At 67.5% G+C, this 16966-nt stretch carries 19 protein-coding genes; 8 read left to right on the plus strand and 11 right to left on the minus strand.

Features of this window, described 5'->3' with window-relative positions:
* Positions 1 to 27: 27 nt before the first annotated feature.
* Genes B7R21_RS15260 through B7R21_RS15270 form a run of 3 tightly spaced genes read right to left on the minus strand, consistent with a single transcriptional unit; the run spans position 28 to position 3458 of the window.
* Entirely contained in the window at positions 28 to 2154 is a 2127-nt protein-coding gene (locus B7R21_RS15260) for an acyltransferase family protein (RefSeq protein WP_116284080.1), read from the minus strand.
* Between the two features lie 27 nt (positions 2155 to 2181).
* On the minus strand, positions 2182 to 2853 hold the full coding sequence (locus B7R21_RS15265; RefSeq protein WP_116284081.1) for a DUF4166 domain-containing protein: 672 nt from the start codon (positions 2851 to 2853) through the stop codon (positions 2182 to 2184).
* The gene (locus B7R21_RS15270; RefSeq protein WP_116284082.1) at positions 2850 to 3458 is read right to left on the minus strand and encodes an SRPBCC family protein; all 609 of its coding nucleotides are present in this window, start codon (positions 3456 to 3458) and stop codon (positions 2850 to 2852) included. The genes B7R21_RS15265 and B7R21_RS15270 overlap by 4 nt, the downstream gene beginning before the upstream one ends.
* A 46-nt stretch (positions 3459 to 3504) precedes the next feature.
* Between B7R21_RS15270 and B7R21_RS15275 the strand changes: the two genes are divergently transcribed.
* The 3 genes from B7R21_RS15275 to B7R21_RS15285 all read left to right on the plus strand — a co-directional run bounded on the left by B7R21_RS15275 (position 3505) and on the right by B7R21_RS15285 (position 5608).
* The gene (locus B7R21_RS15275) at positions 3505 to 4191 is read left to right on the plus strand and encodes an MSMEG_4193 family putative phosphomutase (RefSeq protein WP_116284083.1); all 687 of its coding nucleotides are present in this window, start codon (positions 3505 to 3507) and stop codon (positions 4189 to 4191) included.
* A gap of 74 nt (positions 4192 to 4265) precedes the next feature.
* A complete protein-coding gene (locus B7R21_RS15280) occupies positions 4266 to 4838 on the plus strand; it encodes a DUF3090 domain-containing protein (protein ID WP_116284084.1) in 573 nt (190 codons plus the stop codon).
* A 2-nt stretch (positions 4839 to 4840) separates the two neighbouring features.
* Positions 4841 to 5608, plus strand: coding sequence for an SCO1664 family protein (locus B7R21_RS15285; RefSeq protein WP_116284085.1), 768 nt, complete (start codon positions 4841 to 4843; stop codon positions 5606 to 5608).
* Between the two features lie 38 nt (positions 5609 to 5646).
* On the opposite strand, the gene B7R21_RS20200 is transcribed toward B7R21_RS15285, so the two are convergent.
* On the minus strand, positions 5647 to 5811 hold the full coding sequence (locus B7R21_RS20200; protein WP_172592201.1) for a hypothetical protein: 165 nt from the start codon (positions 5809 to 5811) through the stop codon (positions 5647 to 5649).
* A 531-nt stretch (positions 5812 to 6342) separates the two neighbouring features.
* Here B7R21_RS20200 and B7R21_RS15290 point away from each other — a divergent pair.
* Positions 6343 to 6525: a hypothetical protein gene (locus B7R21_RS15290; RefSeq protein ID WP_147305910.1), complete on the plus strand. Its 183-nt coding sequence runs from the start codon at positions 6343 to 6345 to the stop codon at positions 6523 to 6525.
* Between the two features lie 27 nt (positions 6526 to 6552).
* Here B7R21_RS15290 and B7R21_RS15295 read toward each other — a convergent pair whose 3' ends face one another.
* From B7R21_RS15295 to B7R21_RS15310, 4 genes are all read right to left on the minus strand, one after another.
* On the minus strand, positions 6553 to 7035 hold the full coding sequence (locus tag B7R21_RS15295) for a hypothetical protein (protein WP_116284087.1): 483 nt from the start codon (positions 7033 to 7035) through the stop codon (positions 6553 to 6555).
* Positions 7036 to 7183: 148 nt separating this feature from the next.
* Complete coding sequence (locus B7R21_RS15300) at positions 7184 to 7582, minus strand: hypothetical protein (RefSeq protein WP_116284088.1); 399 nt, start codon at positions 7580 to 7582, stop codon at positions 7184 to 7186.
* Between the two features lie 81 nt (positions 7583 to 7663).
* The gene (locus B7R21_RS15305; protein ID WP_116284089.1) at positions 7664 to 8116 is read right to left on the minus strand and encodes a hypothetical protein; all 453 of its coding nucleotides are present in this window, start codon (positions 8114 to 8116) and stop codon (positions 7664 to 7666) included.
* 8 nt (positions 8117 to 8124) lie between these two features.
* Positions 8125 to 9330, minus strand: coding sequence for a S1 family peptidase (locus B7R21_RS15310; RefSeq protein ID WP_172592202.1), 1206 nt, complete (start codon positions 9328 to 9330; stop codon positions 8125 to 8127).
* Positions 9331 to 9490: 160 nt separating this feature from the next.
* On the opposite strand from B7R21_RS15310, the gene B7R21_RS15315 reads away from it, so the two are divergent.
* The 4 genes from B7R21_RS15315 to B7R21_RS15330 all read left to right on the plus strand — a co-directional run bounded on the left by B7R21_RS15315 (position 9491) and on the right by B7R21_RS15330 (position 13057).
* Positions 9491 to 10333, plus strand: coding sequence for an alpha/beta fold hydrolase (locus tag B7R21_RS15315; protein ID WP_216364257.1), 843 nt, complete (start codon positions 9491 to 9493; stop codon positions 10331 to 10333).
* 189 nt (positions 10334 to 10522) lie between these two features.
* Positions 10523 to 11398 (plus strand): polyphosphate kinase 2, encoded by an 876-nt coding sequence (gene ppk2, locus B7R21_RS15320; protein WP_437184194.1) that lies wholly within the window; start codon positions 10523 to 10525, stop codon positions 11396 to 11398.
* Positions 11399 to 11467: 69 nt separating this feature from the next.
* The gene (locus B7R21_RS15325) at positions 11468 to 12202 is read left to right on the plus strand and encodes a helix-turn-helix domain-containing protein (RefSeq protein ID WP_172592203.1); all 735 of its coding nucleotides are present in this window, start codon (positions 11468 to 11470) and stop codon (positions 12200 to 12202) included.
* Positions 12203 to 12205: 3 nt separating this feature from the next.
* On the plus strand, positions 12206 to 13057 hold the full coding sequence (locus tag B7R21_RS15330; protein ID WP_216364258.1) for a hypothetical protein: 852 nt from the start codon (positions 12206 to 12208) through the stop codon (positions 13055 to 13057).
* Between the two features lie 283 nt (positions 13058 to 13340).
* Here the strand turns inward: B7R21_RS15330 and B7R21_RS15335 are convergent, their stop codons facing one another.
* From B7R21_RS15335 to B7R21_RS15345, 3 genes are read right to left on the minus strand one after another with little or no spacing between them, the layout of a single operon-like run.
* The gene (locus B7R21_RS15335) at positions 13341 to 14843 is read right to left on the minus strand and encodes an NAD-dependent succinate-semialdehyde dehydrogenase (protein WP_116284094.1); all 1503 of its coding nucleotides are present in this window, start codon (positions 14841 to 14843) and stop codon (positions 13341 to 13343) included.
* Positions 14840 to 16027, minus strand: a complete 1188-nt coding sequence (locus tag B7R21_RS15340) for an iron-containing alcohol dehydrogenase family protein (protein WP_116284095.1) — start codon at positions 16025 to 16027, stop codon at positions 14840 to 14842. Before B7R21_RS15340 ends, B7R21_RS15335 begins: the two co-directional genes overlap by 4 nt.
* Positions 16024 to 16962 (minus strand): NAD(P)-dependent oxidoreductase, encoded by a 939-nt coding sequence (locus tag B7R21_RS15345; RefSeq protein ID WP_367379409.1) that lies wholly within the window; start codon positions 16960 to 16962, stop codon positions 16024 to 16026. Before B7R21_RS15345 ends, B7R21_RS15340 begins: the two co-directional genes overlap by 4 nt.
* Positions 16963 to 16966: the final 4 nt, after the last annotated feature.

Raw genomic sequence — 16966 nt, forward strand, 5'->3', positions numbered from 1 at the left:
CGACATGAGCGGACGATCGGCCCCCTGTCAGCGCGGGCCGATGGCCCCGGAGATCTGCGGGCCGACGATCGACTCCAGGGTGCGCGAGAACTCGAGCGTCATGTGGTTGCTGCCGAAATAGACGATCAGCCCGCCGATCACAACGTGGCACACGGTGGCGTCGCAGAACGTGTCCGTCAGGTCCACCAGCGAGACGCCGGGCGTCTGGGCCGCCGCGATCGCCAGCGGATCCTGTGCGGGATCGAGCGTCGCCATGGCCTTCGGCACCGCGCAGGGGTCGTCGTCTGTGAGGTGCAGCGCGACACACTGGGGAACATCCTCCTTCTGCTGGTCGGCGTTGGGCAGGTCGCGGAGCGCGATGACGCGCTTTCCGGAGGCGAGCAACGGCTGCCATGCCTGCTCGAAGTCGGCCGGGGCGATCGCCCGCCCCCCGAGGACAGGCGGGGGTTCGAGGTAGCTGCGGGTGAAGTCCGTGAAGAGCACAGCGGTGATCGCCGGGTTCTGGTTCACGCTGTCGAGCACAGCCCTGCCCCAGTCGGTGCACGACCGGATCCGGTCGGGCACGTCGTAGCCGGGATTCGCCACCCCCTCAGCTCCTGTGCCGCTGCACCACGACTTCAGGTAGGTGACGAAGTGGATGTGGTTGGCCTGCCCGTACTCGTCGAGCGGGGTCAGGTACTGGCCCGCATGCGAGTCGCCGATCAACGCGACGGTGGATGTCGGTGTGCTGACATCCCCGATGTCGCAGGTCATGACCGCATCCGCCATGATCGTCTGCTTGCAGTCATCGACGGACTGCACGCCACGGCCGATGTCGGTCTCCGCCGAGGCCGGGTTCGTGAGGCTGGTCACCGCGAACGGTGTCGCACAGTGGTTCTGGCTGAGTGCGGCTGGCGCTCCCGTGCATCCCGGGTCGCTCCGGATGGCCGCGTCGACGCTCGCCGAATACTGGGAGTTCTGGATGACCGGCTGCGCGAAGGCGATGGATGCACCGAGGGCCACGACCGCCGTGCCGCCGAGGGTGATCGCAAGGGACTGCCACGCCCGCTTCGACGTGAGCTTCTTCCGCACCCGCAGCGGATCCTCGACGAACCGCTTGGTCGCGTAGGCGAGCACGATCGAGACGACCAGGATGGCGAGACGGGTTCGCCAGCCCAGCGGCCGGGCAAGGGCGATCGGAACGAGCACGATGAACGGCCAGTGCCAGAGGTAGAGCGAATAGGAGATGTCGCCCATCCACTGCACGGGTCTGAGCCGGAGCAGCAGGGTCGGTGCCCACGAGACGGCGGGCGTGCCGGCCCAGATCACGAGAAGGGTGCCGAGTACCGGCGGCAGTGCTCCGAGCCCGGGGAACGGCGTGGCCCCGGTGTACGCGGCGAGAGTGATCGCGATGACGAGGAGCCCGATCCAACTCGCTGCCGCCCGCACGAACGGGAGGGCGCTCGGGGACACCCTCGTGAACAGGGCGAGGATGCCACCGGCACCGAACTCCCACGCCCGAGCCGGGGTGACGAAGTAGGCCGCTGCAGGAGTGGTCGCGACCGCGAAGACGGAGTAGACGAAGCTGGCGACGGTGATGGCAATGAGCCCGCCGACGATCCACCTGCGAGGCGCGGTGCTCTTCAGGCGGCCGGTGACGGCGATGAGGCCGACGATGACCAGCGGCCAGGCGATGTAGAACTGCTCCTCCGCCGACAGCGACCAGAAGTGCTCAACGGGAGACGACGCATTCGTGGCGGCAAGGTAGTCGACCGCGTTGTGGGCGAGCAGCCAGTTCTGCACGTACAGGGCAGAGGCGGCGATCTCGGAGAAGAACTGCTGCCACTGCACCTGGGGAACCACGGCGAGAACCGCGACCCCGGTGACGGCGAGCACCAGGAGACTGGCGGGCAGCAGCCGCCGGGCCCGCCTCGCCCAGAACGGCAGCAGGCGCACACCCCCGGTGCGATCGACCTCCCGCAGAAGATGGCCGATGATGAGGAAACCCGAGATCACGAAGAAGACGTCGACCCCGACGAAGCCGCCCGGAAGCCCCGCCGGCCAGAGGTGGTAGATGACCACAGAGAGCACAGCAATGGCCCGCAGCGCCTGGATCTCGGGCCGCACGGCCGCCGCCTGGAGCATGGCGAGCTCGCGGAGCTGCCGTCGTGTCATTGTCACTGTGCAACTACCGTAACAAGTTCACCCGCGGTGTTCGTGCCTCACCGGCTTCAGGCGCTCCGGCGCGTCGTGGGCCTCCGGGAACGTGCAGGTGAACTCGCCCTCGTAGCCGAAGAGAAAACCGAGCACCCTGTTGTGCACCTGCATACTGATCCGGTAGACGCCGGCTGAGTCGTCGAACCATTCGTGCAGTTCGGCCGTGCCGCTGAAGTTCATCGGGAACCGGAACGAGACGAACCTCCCCTCGTAGAATCGCTGCCGGCCCGACCTGAGACGGAGGCCGCCTCTGTCATCGACCCGGAGGTCGAGGTCGACGGCCAGATGCTGGTGGGTGCCCAGATAGTCGAGGATCCGGCCTTCGCGCAGCACCATCGTCGCGTCGAAGCGGCTCGGCCGCCGGCGCACGCGGTAGTGACGCACGAACGTCACGGTCTCCCGCCCGAAAGGGTCGCGGTAGGGGTAGTTCTCGATCGTGAACGGTACGTTCTGTCCGACATCCGGGATCAGGATGTTGCGGAGCGCACCGATCCAGAGGAACGGAACCACCCACCACGGGCCTCGGCGGATGCTCGACATGACGCCGGTTCCCACAGCGGCGTAGCCGGCATCCAGCCCCACCCCGAAACGTTTCTGCATCATCGGTGAGAGCCGTCGGAAGTCGGCGCCGAGAGCCTGCTCGAAGACGCTGGTCACGGAGCCTCCAGCGTTTCGAGGGTGGCCGGTGCGGCATCCATCGGCCGGCCCCTGCGGGGAACACGACGGCAGCGGGATGCCCGGGGACGACCCGGTCGCCACACCTGCAGCACCGACCACAGCGGCCAGCGCTCGGGTTCGACGCCGGTCTCCGCCCAGATGCGAAGGCGGTCGAAGCTCCAGGCCGTGGCCCAGCCCACGAGGCTCCGCACGAGGAGGGCATCCAGCAGCCGGCCCCACCCGGGCGTGTAGTCGTAGCCGGTGAGGAAGGTGACCCCGGCCTCGGTGGGCAGGTAGCGCCAGTAGCCGCGGCCGTCGCCGAGCGGGGACAACGGATCGGCCGTGGTGAACCGCAGCGCGGAGGTGCGGGTGCCGTCCGGCCTGCTGCGTTCGCCGAGGGAGGTGCCCGTGCCGACGATCGTGTGAAGCGGAAGCCGTCGTTCGTAACGGAACCGGTAGCCCTCCCCGGCGAGCGAACCCGTCGGGGTGATGGAGGTGAAGCGCACATCCCAGCGCGGGTGCAGCTCCGGCTGCTGGGTGAGCTCCCAGACGCGATCGAGGGAACACCGGATGTCGATCTCGACGAAGATCGCTCGCGGACTCATCCGCTCATCCAACCGCACCCGCCGCGTCGGTGTCTAGGCTGGGGTCATGGCCACAGTCCTCCTCGTGCGGCACGGCCGCACCACCGCGAACGCATCCGGAGTGCTGGCGGGCCGCACCGCCGGGGTCAGGCTCGACGCGGTGGGGATCGAGCAGGCGAGACGCACAGCGGCGCGAATCGCCGCCGTTCCCGTGGTGGCCGTGGTGTCGAGCCCGCTCGAACGGTGCCGCCAGACCACGCGCATCCTGCTTGCGAGCCAGCCGGGAACTCCGCTGGCACCCATCGAGAAGGCCATCACCGAGTGCGACTACGGCGAGTGGCAGGGTCGAAAGCTGAGCGAGCTCTCGAAGGAGCCGCTCTGGTCGGTCGTCCAGTCCCAGCCCTCGGCGGCGGTGTTCCCGGGCGGCGAGTCGCTGGCCCAGATGCAGGCGCGCTCGGTGTCGGCCATCCGCCGTCTCGACGCGGAATTCGAGGCCGAACACGGCCCGGGCGCGGTGTGGGTCGCCGTCAGCCACGGCGACATCATCAAGTCGGTGCTGGCCGATGCCCTCGGCATGCACCTCGACCTCTTCCAGCGCATCAACGTGGGTCCGGCATCCCTCTCGATCGTGCGCTACGGCGCGAACCGGCCCGACGTGGTGTCGACGAACACCGACTCGGGCGACCTCTCCTGGCTGGCGAAGAGCGAAGCCCCCGCCGATGCTGCCGTCGGTGGCGGCGCGGGCACGGAGTAGAGCATCGGGCGGGGCCCGAAGCAAGGCCCACGGGCAGGGCGGAGAGGGTGCCCGGCCGCGCTTAGAATGACTGCATGCCCACCATCGTCCATGGCTTCGACTGGCCCGACAGGGTCGTCGTCGGCACCGTCGGCCAGCCCGGTTCCCGCTCGTTCTACCTGCAGGCGCGCACCGGATCCCGCATCGTGAGCGTCTCGCTCGAGAAGGAGCAGTCGGCGGTTCTCGCCGAGAAGATCGAGGAGATCCTCGACGAGTTGATGTCGGCAGACGGCAACCCCCTGAGCATCCCCGACACCACGCCGGTGGAGCTAGTCGACAACGATCCGCTCGAGCAGCCTGTCGACTCGCAGTTCCGCACCGGAACGATGAGCCTCGGCTGGGATCCGTCGACACTGCAGGTCGTAATCGAAGCGTTCCCGGTGATCGATGCAGGCGACAACGACGACTCCTTCGACCTCGGCGAAGCGCCCGAGGCGGGCGTGTTCGAACCCGAGGAGATGATGGTTGTGCGCATCCCCGTCGGCACGGCCCGGGCGTTCGCGAAGCGCACGCTCGAGATCGTCGGCGCCGGCCGGCCGCTCTGCCCCCTCTGCGGCACCCCGGTCGATCCCGACGGCCACACCTGCGTGATGCCCGGCGGCTTCTGACCGTGAGCGGGGCCCTTCCGCCGGGCGGCGAGCTGGAGCTCACCGGGCGGATCACGACGGCCTCGAACGCGACCTTCCTCGCCCAGCTCGGCGACCTCACCGTCGTCTACAAGCCCCTCTCGGGTGAGAAGCCGCTCTGGGACTTCCCCGACGGCACTCTCGCCAACCGGGAAGCTGCGGCGTACCTCGTCTCAGAGTCGCTCGGCTGGAACGTGGTTCCGCGCACCTGGCTCGGCGACGGCCCGCTCGGCGCGGGCATGCTGCAGCTCTGGCAGGAGGTCGATGAGACTCAGGATGCCGTCGACCTCGTCTCCTGGGGAACGATGCCGGAGTCGGGGTGGCGTCACGTGTTCGACGGGCGTGACGAGCACGATCGTCCGGTGTCCCTCATCCACGAGGACTCGGCCGAGCTGCGGCACATGGCCGTGTTCGACGTGATCACGAACAACGCCGACCGCAAGGGCAACCACATCCTGCCGATGCCGGGCGGGCACCGTTACGGGGTCGACCACGGCCTCACGTTCCACGAGGAGCACAAGCTCCGCACCGTGCTCTGGGGCTTCGTCGGCGACGAGTTGCTCCCGGCCGAGCTCGAAGGCGTGCAGCGCGTGCGCGACGACCTCGACTGGACGCTCGGCGAGGCACTTGTGGAGCTGATCACCGACCGCGAACGGCGGGCACTCCGCCAACGCTGTGACCGGCTGCTCCAGACGGGGAAGTTCCCCGGCCCCCGCGGGCAGATGCCCGCGGTGCCGTGGCCCCTGTTCTGACGGGCATCCGGGCGTCCGGGGTCTGCCCAGCAGGGCTCTCAGCCGATGTGCACGGCCTCGGGGTCGACGGCGAAACCGCCTCGCGGAACGCGCACCATGAACCAGCTGATCGGAGCGGCGAGCAGCACCCCGACAGCCGCCGTCGAGGCCGCCCGCCGGGTGATCGCGCCCCGCGCCCCCTGAGTGGGTGCGCCGCGACTCACCGCATCCGATCAAGCGGAAGTAATTAAGTGAGTGATGCTCGTGTAAAGTGGCCTCGATACTCCACGGCGATTTCTCGAACAGGCAGCACAGTTGACCCACCATCCCAGAAATCTGAAACAGGCATGGCCTGGCGCGTTGGTCTGCACGATTGTCGGCGCAATCATCGGACGCTCGATTCCACCGCCCTACCCAGACGGACAGTGGTGGGGTCAATTCATTCTGTCTGCCGGGTTCGGCGGCAGCCTTGCAGTCGTGGGCGCAGGGGTCGCCGCATGGATCGCATTCCACAACTCCAGACGCGATCGAGATCAAAAGCAGTTTGCAGATGATCGTTCGCAATGGTGGGGCCGCTTCACTTGGGCGTGCGACAAGTCTGTGAGCACCGACCAAGGAGACTCCGAGATGGGACTCTCAGTTCTCCGGGCGCTCATCGATGCTCCGTGGTCCAGAGACGAAGACAATGAGATGGCAATAGGGGTCGCGAACGTTATTCTTGTCTCACAGGTGGCCTTTCGCACAAGGAGGAGATGGTGGCAGACGTGAGTGGATACAGCGAGCGGGCCCACGAACTCGCAGAAGAGCTGGCAGAGAGGGCCGCCGAGAACCTTCGCCGCTCTGGCAAGACCGTTGTGCGGAACCCGGCCACTGGACGCTACATCGTCACCCGAACGAGCCCATCGAACCCGGAGTCGCATATTCGCCGCGTGGCCTGAACCCGCCCATGGACCGGCTCAGCTCTTTCATCTTCTGCCGGAGCGGGCAGCGGGATTGAGCTGGTCGGAATCCGACATGAGGCTGTCCGACTCCCCGACTTCGAGCGTCTCGATGGCCGACTCCCCGACTTCGAGCGCCTCGATGGCCGACATGGAGAGGAGAGCATCGATCAGCGTGCGGGGCCCGGCGACGATCGTGGAGTCCCAGTCGATCTCGGAGGCCACCAACCAGGCGTGGTCCGCCGGCCAGATGAGCTGGGGCATGGGGCCCTCGAACGGTTCCCGACAGTGATCCGGCCGGCCGCCGTTGTCGCGGCGGCGAGCAGGCGGGGGCGACAGTCGTACGGGACCGTTCGGGCCGTCGACGTTGATTTCGGTGTCGACGGGAACCGGATGCAGCACCCGCGTGTACGCCTCGAACCCGGTGCCGGCAACTCCACCCACGGTGCCCCACCGGCCGAGCCGCGCGCGCAGCCAGTCCCCGCGTTCGATGTCTTCGGTCGGTGTCATGCACCCATTGTGTACCCGCTCAGCACACGGGATCGGTGGAGGATTCAGGAAATCGAACCTGACAGGGCACCCCGATAGGTGCATCCCCCTCATCGCAGACACGGCCGCGACCTGATGCTCAGAATAGCATTCCTGCTGTTCGGTTCGTCTACTGCCCCAGTCGCCGGTACACGGACAGGTTGGTGGCGGCGTTCAGGGCGAGGATCAGCGCGATCACCAGCGATCCCCACTCCCCGCGTGTCGCCGAGAAGATGCCGTAGGCCAGCGCGACCGGCAGAAGCACGCCGCTGGCGACGAGGAGCACGCGCCGGATCCGCAGCCGCTTGGCGAGGTCGGGTCGTACATCCGGCGGCCACGATTCATCCCAGACGCGCCGCACGAGCCAGACGCAGCCGATCGCCACCAGCAGCGTTGCGGGCGCGAGCACGATCGCGCCCAGGATGCTCACCGGAGGCCAGGCGATCATCCAGCCCCCGCAGACGGCGAGAGCCACCCCGATGGCGATGGCGACGATTCCGGCCGTGCGAGGTGTGACCGTCCGCAGCATCCTCGCCCCCTAGTCGAGATCGGCCGGGCATCCCGCCGGCACTTTCGACTCTACGGATACCGTCGCCTGGCGCAAGGGGTTTCACTGCTGCATGAGGATGTCCCGCAGCCCGGTGACCACCAGTACCAGCTGCTCGGGGTCGGGCGCGCACTCGGCCACACCCGCGGTCTCAGTCCACAGTTCTTTCGCCTGGATGCGCACTCCCCACATGTCGAGGGGAGCATCCATGTCGACACTGCCATTGTCGAGCACCACGCTCAGAGCGCCGGGACCGACGTGTGAGCCGAGCGGCCAGAGCACGGGAACGGTGGATTCCGTCGCCGAGTCCGTGAACGCGACACACCCGTCAGCGCGGACCAGCGTTCCGGTCAGCGACTCGGCCGGGCCGCGGGGTACGAAGAGCCCGGTGAGCAATGACGGCACATCCGTTGTGAGCGCGGCGCTGGGAGTGGGGTTCGGCTTCACTTCACTCGAGGTGCAAGCGGTTGCGACCGTCAGGCAGGAAACGCCGACGAGGAGGAGCGCCCCGGACATCCGCATCCTCACGGCCCGGTCCACAGCACGAGATTGAACCTGGAGAGCGCCAGCGCAGCTGAACTCCAGCAGGACCTGCTTGCGCCACCCGCGGTATGGACGCCGTATGCGACGTTCTGCGAGTACCAGGGACCACCACTGTCCCCGCCAGCTGTAATGTTCGTCGCCGAGCAGGTGAGCGGATAGACGTCGTAGAGACCGCCCCCATCCTCGGGCAGCACCCTCGACTGGGAGCCCACGAAGAGCTGTGCAACGCGAGAACAGCCATAACCGGTTGTGGCACCGTATTTGCAGATGTTGGAGTTCAGGGCCGCAATTCCCGCTCCAGCGAATCTCCTGTAGTCGGTGCCGGTCCACGTGAGGCCGTCGAACATCTCGCTGCTCCGAAGCCATCTGAAGTCGCCGCCGGGATACGAGGACGATGTCGACTGCGAGTTCGGCTGAACGGAGAAGTACATACCGCCACCAGGCACCCATTGCGTGGTCGCGCCCGGACAGTGCCCGGCCGTCAGTACACCGATGTCGGCGCCGTCCCGCTTCTTTACGGGAAATGCCGACGTGCACATCAGGATTCCACTCCAGTAGGTGACGTGACCGCCCTGCAGGTTCTGCATCTCCAGCATGTCGGACGGATCGGATTCGACCACCAGCCGTTTGTTTCCCGGGAGGACGAGCTGCGCTGAAATGGAGCTCCGCAGATACGCGTCGTCCGCGGGCGCTGAAGAGCTGTACTTAACGTGGAAGTTGCCGTCTGCACCGTCATAGTAGGTGTTGAGCTCCGCTTCGGGCCCAAGGGTCGCTTTGGCAAGGCTGTAGACCTGTGCGGCTGTATCCGACACGCTCTTCTCTGTGTAGCCGAGATTCTCAGTGACACGCACTCGGCCGAGTTTCCCCAGTTGCTCCAATGCCTCGGCGGGTGCTGCGGCCGCGAAGCCGACCGTTCCGGAGTTGAGATCGTCCCCGACGACCACTTCAGCAAGTTCATCGGGGTGGCCCTGCCTGATCACATCAGCCGCAGCCAGAAAGTCGTTCTGCCAAGTTCCGTACGCCGGGTCATCCGAGGGCGTTCGGGTAGTGGGCGCAGACGCCGGCTGAATTTCTGGCAGCCTGGGTATATCAGCAGACGGAGCACCCAAGTCGACCTCAGTCGAACCCGCTTGCGCAGTCTGCGGAAGCGACAGGGCCACGAGCAGGACGAGCGCTCCCGTCATCATCGCGGGGACCTTCGTGATTCGACGCATCAATTCCTCCAGAGAGCCGTTCGTCTGAGGGTAGCGCCATCCGACGGATTATGCGAGGTTTGCTCATTAAAAACACCCCGACGCCGTTCATGGTCGGACGGGCCCTCATCGGCATCTCGGCTATCGTGTGAGAGTGCCCGACTGGTTCACGGATGCCCTGGCCGACGTTGCCCGCGTCGACACCCTGCCCGTCGTCGGCGCCGAGATCTCCTACCGCACCTGGGGCATCTCCTCCCCCAGCGGGCCCGACCTCCTGCTCGTGCACGGCGGCGCCGCGAACGCACACTGGTGGGACCACCTCGCACCAACCCTCGCCGACCGCCGCCGTGTCGTCGCCGTCGACCTCTCGGGCCACGGCGACAGCGACCACCGCGCGGCATACTCCCTCGACGGCTGGGCCGATGAGCTGGCGGCGGTGATCACGGCAGCAGAGCTGGGCGGCCCGCCCGTCGTGATCGGTCACAGCATGGGCGGCCTCGCCACGACAGTCCTCGCACGCCGGGGCACACCCGCGCTCACCGGCGTGATCATCGTCGACTCGCCGATCGAGCCCGCCGGCACCCCGCGACCCGAATCCGACCCGGCCTCGTTCGGGCATGCCCGCGTCTACGCGACGAAGGAGGAGGCGGTCACGCGTTTTCGGCCCGTGCCGGCGCAGTCGTCGATCGACTACATCGCGCGCCACATCGCCGAGCACTCCGTCAGGGAGGTTGCGGGCGGCTGGGGCTGGAAGTTCGACCCCGCATTCCTGAATCTGGCGGGAGACCCGCCGCGCACCCTCGACGGCCTGGCCTGCCCCGTCGTCATGATCCTCGGCGAGCACGGCCTGCTCTCACCCGCCGCCCGCGTCACCTTCGCCGCGTCCGACGAGGTTGTCGTGATCGAGATACCGGATGCCGGCCACGCGATGATGCTCGATGAGCCGGTAGCCCTGCTCGACGCCATCCAGAGCACCCTCGACCGCTGGCACGCCTGACGTCTCAGCTGTCGAACGGCGCCACCCTGCCGCGCACGATGCCCGCCGGGGCTCGAAGATCGACTCGGTCATGACCCGATGTTCTCCCGCCGGCCACCTCGCCGTCGACCGGCCTGTGTACACTCGCGCATCGTGACCCCCTCTGAGAGCTTCGACACCACGCACTCCCCTGCCCCCGACCTCGACGACGTGTTCGGTTTCACCGTGCTCGACGTCGACGACGACGATCCGGTTCTGCTGAACCGCGACGGCGCCTCCGTCGACACCTGGCGCGAAGGCTACCCCTACGACCAGCGGATGGACCGCGACGAATACGAGGCCCGCAAACGCCTGCTGCAGATCGAACTGTTGAAGCTGCAGAACTGGATCAAGGCCGAGGGTCGCCGGCTCGTCATCGTCTTCGAGGGGCGGGATGCCGCAGGCAAGGGCGGCACGATCAAGCGGTTCACCGAGCACCTCAACCCCCGGGGTGCCCGCACGGTGGCACTGGAGAAGCCGAGCGAGCGCGAGCAGACCCAGTGGTACTTCCAGCGCTATGTGAAGCACCTTCCGGCCGCCGGCGAGATGGTGCTGTTCGACCGATCCTGGTACAACCGGGCCGGCGTCGAACGGGTCATGGGTTTCTGCACCGACGCGCAGTACGAGGAGTTCATGCGGCAGGCCCCGGCGTTCGAACGGATGCTCGTGGGCGACAGCATCGACCTCGTGAAGTTCTGGTTCTCGGTGTCGGCCGACGAGCAGCGCACCCGCTTCGCGATCCGCCAGGTCGACCCCGTGCGGCAGTGGAAGCTCTCGCCGATGGACATCGCGTCGCTCGACAAGTGGGGCACCTACACCGAGGCGAAGGAGGCGATGTTCGAGCAGACCGACACCGCTGACGCCCCGTGGACCGTCGTGAAGAGCAACGACAAGAAGCGCGCCCGGCTGGAGGCGATGCGCCACGTGCTGAACCTCTTCGACTACGCGAACAAGGACGTCGAGCTCGTGGGTGCCCCCGATGCGAAGATCGTGGGTCCGGCGTCCGAGGTCTACGAGCGCGGCGAGAACGCCCGCCCCCGCCCCTGACCCGCGCCGCCACCATTCTCCGCGATGACATGTTCCGGGTATGGAACACTTGGGCGTAGTGTCGCATACATGGATCACTTTGTCACCGAGCTGCTCGAAGCGTCGGGATTGACCGCCGTCGCTCTCGCGGCGCGGTCCGGTGTGTCCCGGTCGACTCTCTTCCGCATCGACCAGGGCCAGACGGACTCTCGCATCGAGACTCTTCGAGAGGTGGCCATCGCAGCAGGCTTCGATCTGGCTGTGGCAACCCGACCACTCTCCGATCCTGACGCCGGTCGCGCCGCCCGCGTACTCCTGGACGGCCGCTACGATTTCCAGCCCGGTCAGTCCGTCAGACAGTGGATCAACCGGCTCGGCCGCCTGGCCGAGAACGATCCTGTCGACATCGTCAGAGTTGCCGGGGTGAGTTCGAGTCTGCTCAAGCGCACCGGAGCCGTCTTCCTGACCGGGGAGGCCGACGACCTCAAACTCGCGGCTGCCGGCGAGAACTCCGGCAGAGCGTGGATCCTCTCCGGACGTGGCGCTCTCGAGCAGATCTCGGACAGCGAACAACCGCTGCCGGGAGTGCCTCGCATCCTGTACGCCGACGACGTACACCGGGTCGTCCGATCCCTCGACCACCTGGTACAGGGCCGACCCGAGAGGGCAGATGTCATCGTTGCGCCCTGGACGGACGATCTGAGCATCGACGCCCTCGTCGCAGGTCGCCTCCGTTACGTCGCACCCATTCAGGCCCTGATCGATGGTTTCGGACTGGGCGGTAGCGCTGCGGATGTCGCGGCCGACGTAGCGGGGAGTTGGTGAATCGTGTCTGAGCCGAACCGAGGCTGGGCCAACGGGGCCGAGCAGTACGCGGCCAAGAACGCCGGCCGCACGGTGACAGCCGGTACGTCGACTGGAACTTCTGCCGACAGAGCAGAGCAGGTCGAACAAACCGGCATCAGCTGGAGGAGCGAGGCGATCGACTTCTCGCTGCTCCACCCGTCGACGACGAGCCGGGTGCGCGCCCGATTCCGCTCCGCGCTGCCCGAGTACATCTGGGATGCGGCGGCGCTCGAAGGCAACCCCTACACGCTGCCCGAGGTGCAGACGCTGTTGGGGGGCGTCACGGTGAGTGGCCACCGGATTGAGGACCAGGACCAGATCCTCGCCCTCAATGACGCCTACAACGAACTCGACGATCTGGTGAAATCAGGTTCGTTCGAACTCGACAAGCCGACCAGCGACCACATTCACGGACTCGTAGCGGTTCACGAGGCAATCGAATCGGGCCACTTCCGAGGCGAGGGACAGGTCGGGGGCGGGGGGCTGGTCGGCCTCGGCGAACTCGGTCGATATCAGGCGTCCGATCCTGGATCGAATGGCAGCACACTCCGCGAAGAGAACGTGCAGCTGCTCGCCTATCTGGGGCAACTCGACGATCCTCGGGAGCAGGCGATCGCCTATTTCTGCGCTGCGACACGGCGCCAGTTCTACTTCGACGGCAACAAACGCACTGCCCGCATCATGATGACGGGACAACTCATGCTCCACGGATTCGACGCTATCTCCATCTCAGCGAGGCGCCGATTGGAGTTCAACGAGAAACTCCGCGAACTCTTCGACACCGCTGACGCCACGGCTCTGATGCAGTTCATCGTCGACTGCCGCCCCAGCTGACGCATTCAGGGGGTGGTGACGCGGGTCACCGAGCCGCGGAGCAGCTCGACGAGGTAGTCGCCGGATGATTCGCTCAGACGCACGAGGCGCCGAGCGCAGTGCCGACCTCTCTGCAGGTGCTGTAGGTCGCGGTCGGCGAGCACGCATCAGGGCGGCGAGTCGCGCTGAAGCCGACATCGTAGTGACGGTCGCCCGAGGCGTCGGCCCCGGGGCCGACCGCGAACACCAGGATGAACCGACCGCCGACCTCTCATGCCTAGCGAGGGCGGACAACTCCCGGCCGTTAGGGAGCGTAGGGGTCGGCGATGCCGACGTAGCGGGTCTCGAGGTACTCCTCGATGCCCTCGATGCCACCCTCCCGCCCCGTGCCCGACTGCTTCACACCGCCGAAGGGGGCCGCGGGGTTCGAGACGATGCCGGTGTTCAGGCCGAACATCCCGACCTCGAGCTCTTCTGCCAGCCGCAGCCCGCGGTTCAGGTCGCGGGTGAAAGCGTAGGCGACCAGACCGTATTCGGTGGCGTTCGCCAGCTGGATGCCCTGCTCCTCCGTCGTGAAGGTCACGATCGGGGCGACCGGCCCGAAGATCTCCTCGTTCAGGATGCGTGCCCCAGCAGGCACATCGGTGAGCACTGTCGGCTCGTAGAAGTAGCCTGCCCCCGGCACGGCACGTCCGCCGAGCGCCAGGGTCGCGCCCGCCTCGACCGCCGAGGTCACGAGTTCGTGCACCTTGTCGCGGGTGCCCTCGTCGACGAGCGGGCCGGTCTTCGACGACGGGTCGGTTCCCCGCGCCACGGTGTGGGCGGCCATCCGCTCGGTCAGCCGGCGCGAGAACTCGGCCGCGATGCCCTGCTGCACCAGGATGCGGTTGGCCGCCGTGCACGCCTCGCCGCCGTTCCGCATCTTGGCGAGCATCGCGCCGTCGACCGCCCTGTCGAGGTCGGCGTCGTCGAACACGAGCAGCGGAGCGTTGCCGCCGAGCTCCATCGACACCCGGAGCACCTGGTGTGCAGCATCCGCGATGAGCCGTCGGCCCACTTCGGTGGAGCCGGTGAAGGAGAGCTTCCGGAGCCGGGGATCCTGGATCAGGGGGCCGGTCACCGCACCGGCCTTGGTGGTCTGGATGACGTTCAGCACCCCGGCGGGAAGCCCCGCCTCGGTGAGCACCTGGGTGAACAGCAGCGCGGTGAGCGGAGTGAGCGCAGCCGGCTTCAGCACCATGGTGCAACCCGCCGCGATGGCCGGGGCGATCTTGCGGGTGGCCATCGCGAGCGGGAAGTTCCAGGGCGTGATGAACAGGCTCGGCCCGACCGGCCGCTTCATGACGAGCAGGCGACTGTTGCCATCCGGGGCCATCGCGAAGCGACCTGCGATGCGCGCGGTCTCCTCAGAGAACCAGCGAAGGAACTCTGCTCCGTAGACCACTTCGCCGCGAGCCTCGGCGAGCGGCTTGCCCATTTCGAGCGTCATCAGCAGCGCGAAGTCGTCGGCGCGCTCGGTCACGGCCTCGAAGGCGCGGCGGAGGATCTCGGCGCGCTCCCGCGGCGCCGTGCGGCCCCACGCTCGTTGGGCATCAGCGGCAGCATCCAGAGCCGCTGCGCCGTCGGCCTGCGTCGCGCTGGCGATCGACGCGAGCACGAGCCCGGTCGACGGGTCAAGAACGTCGAAGGTGCCGCCGTCGCTCGCGGCGCGCCACTCGCCGCCGATGAACAGCCCGGTGGGCAGGGAGTCGATCAGCCGCCGTTCGTCGTCGGGCGTGGGGGTGGATGTGACGAGTGCGCGGCTCACAGGGAGGCCTCCAGAATGGCGACGATGTCGCTGGCGTCGGGTTGTTGCGGGTTGTTGAGGGTCACGGCGTCGGCCAGGGTGTCTTCGGCGAGAGACGGGATGTCGGCGACACTGACGCCGAACGAGGAGAGGGTGGCGGTCATGCCGACTCGTCGAGCGAGTGCGGCGACGGCGCTGATCGCCGCTTCCGCGTTGTCTGCGTGGGACGCGCGGCTGTCGCCGACCCCGAGCGCGAACGCCACACGGGCGAGGCGTTCGCCCCGCACGCCGAGGTTGTAGCGGAGCACGCGCTCGATCACGAGGCAGAGTGCGAGCCCGTGAGGGATGTCGAACCGGCCGCCGAGAGGATGCGCGATCCCGTGCACGAGGCCGAGGCCGGTGTGGGAGAAGCCGACCCCCGCGATGTGCGACGCCAGGAGAAGCTGGGCGCGAGCCTCGATGTCGTTGCCGTCGTCCACAGCACGCGGCAGGTAGTCCGCGACGGTCGAGACGACCTGAAGCGCGATGCCGTCGCTGTAGGGGTTCGGGCGAAGCGACAGGTACGACTCGAGAGCGTGGGTGAGGGCATCCATCCCGGTGGCGGCCGTGGCCTTCGGGGGCAGCCCGACGGTCAGATCGGGGTCGAGCACAGCGGCCCGGGCCAGAGCGCTGTTCGAACCGACGTAGAACTTACGGTGCTCGGACACATCGGTGACCACGCCGAAGGCATTCACCTCGGCGCCGGTTCCGGCGGTGGTGGGCACAGCGATGATGGGCAGAGCGTCGTTGGCGAACTCATTGCGGTAGTCGAGATCCATGCCTCGGTTGGCATTGACCGCTCCGAGCGATATGCCTTTGGCGGCATCCATCGACGAACCGCCCCCGACAGCGACGAGCGCCTCGACCCCGGCGTCCCGCGCGACATCGCTGCCCTCATCGACGCACGTCGTCGTGGGGTTCGGGGTGACGCCGCCGTAGACGGTCACGGTGATTCCCGCGGTTTCGAGCGACGCGCGCACGGCAGCGACCACCGGTGAGGCCGCCAGGAAGGCGTCCGTCACGATGAGGGCGCTCGCGGCGCCGGTCGCCGCAGTGACAGCTCCGACCTCGGAGACCCTGCCGCGCCCGAAGCGCGCGAAGGGTTTCGGGTCGAGATCGAGAGTCATATCGCAGAGCGCGACGTTCTGGGGAGGCAGGATGCTCATGCGGGCACCGCCACGGAACGCCGGAGCTCGGTGCCGGCCAGGTCTTCATAGAGCTTGAACGGGGTCATCTCGCCGGCCAGGTCACCGTACTGCGCCTTCGCCCGGCGATAGATCTGCTCGACGAGGCCGGAGAGTTCGGCCGACACTCCGACCGAGCGGGCGAGGTCGATCGAGAGCCCGAGGTCCTTGCACGCGAGCGCGATGGCGAACCCCTCGTCGTAGTCGCCGTGGTCGAGGATGCTGAGCACATCGTTCTCGACGAAATTGCTGTTCGCGGGGCTGGCCACCAGAGACGCCCGCAATACATCGAGATCGACACCCGCCTTCACACCGATCGCCAGCACCTCGGCGGTGGCGACGAGGTGCGAGAACCAGAGCTGGTTGATCATCAGCTTGACGGCGTATCCCGTGCCCGCCGCTCCGACGTGCAGGATGCGCTCGGGGTCGCCCATCGCCTCGAAGACCGGACGGAGGCGATGGACATCGGCCGCCTCACCGCCGATGAAGATCTGCAGCATGCCGTTCGCAGCTCCCACCGACATTCCGGAGACGGGGGCGTCGAGGATGTGGAGGCCACGGTGGGCGTTGTCGGCCCGCACGCGGTTGGCGACGTCGGGCACCGAGGTCGACATGTCGATCCAGGTACCGCCGTCGGCGATGCCGGCGAGGATGCCCTGTGGACCGTTCACGACGGCATCGACGTGGCGCGGGGTGGGCAGCATGGTGATGACCACGTCGCTCGCCGCGGCGACCTCCGCGGGCGTCGTGGCCCAGATCGCGCCGCCTGCGATCAGCTCGGCCGCGGCCTCCCGACGGATGTCGTTCACCACGAGCGGGAAGCCCGCCGCCTGCAGGTTACGGGTCATGCCCGAGCCCATGTTGCCGAGGCCGATGAAGCCGACGGTGGTCGGCTGGGTGTTCGTCATTTCAGTCACTTTC

This window comes from Subtercola boreus, assembly GCF_003399625.1.
GTDB lineage: Bacteria > Actinomycetota > Actinomycetes > Actinomycetales > Microbacteriaceae > Subtercola > Subtercola boreus_C.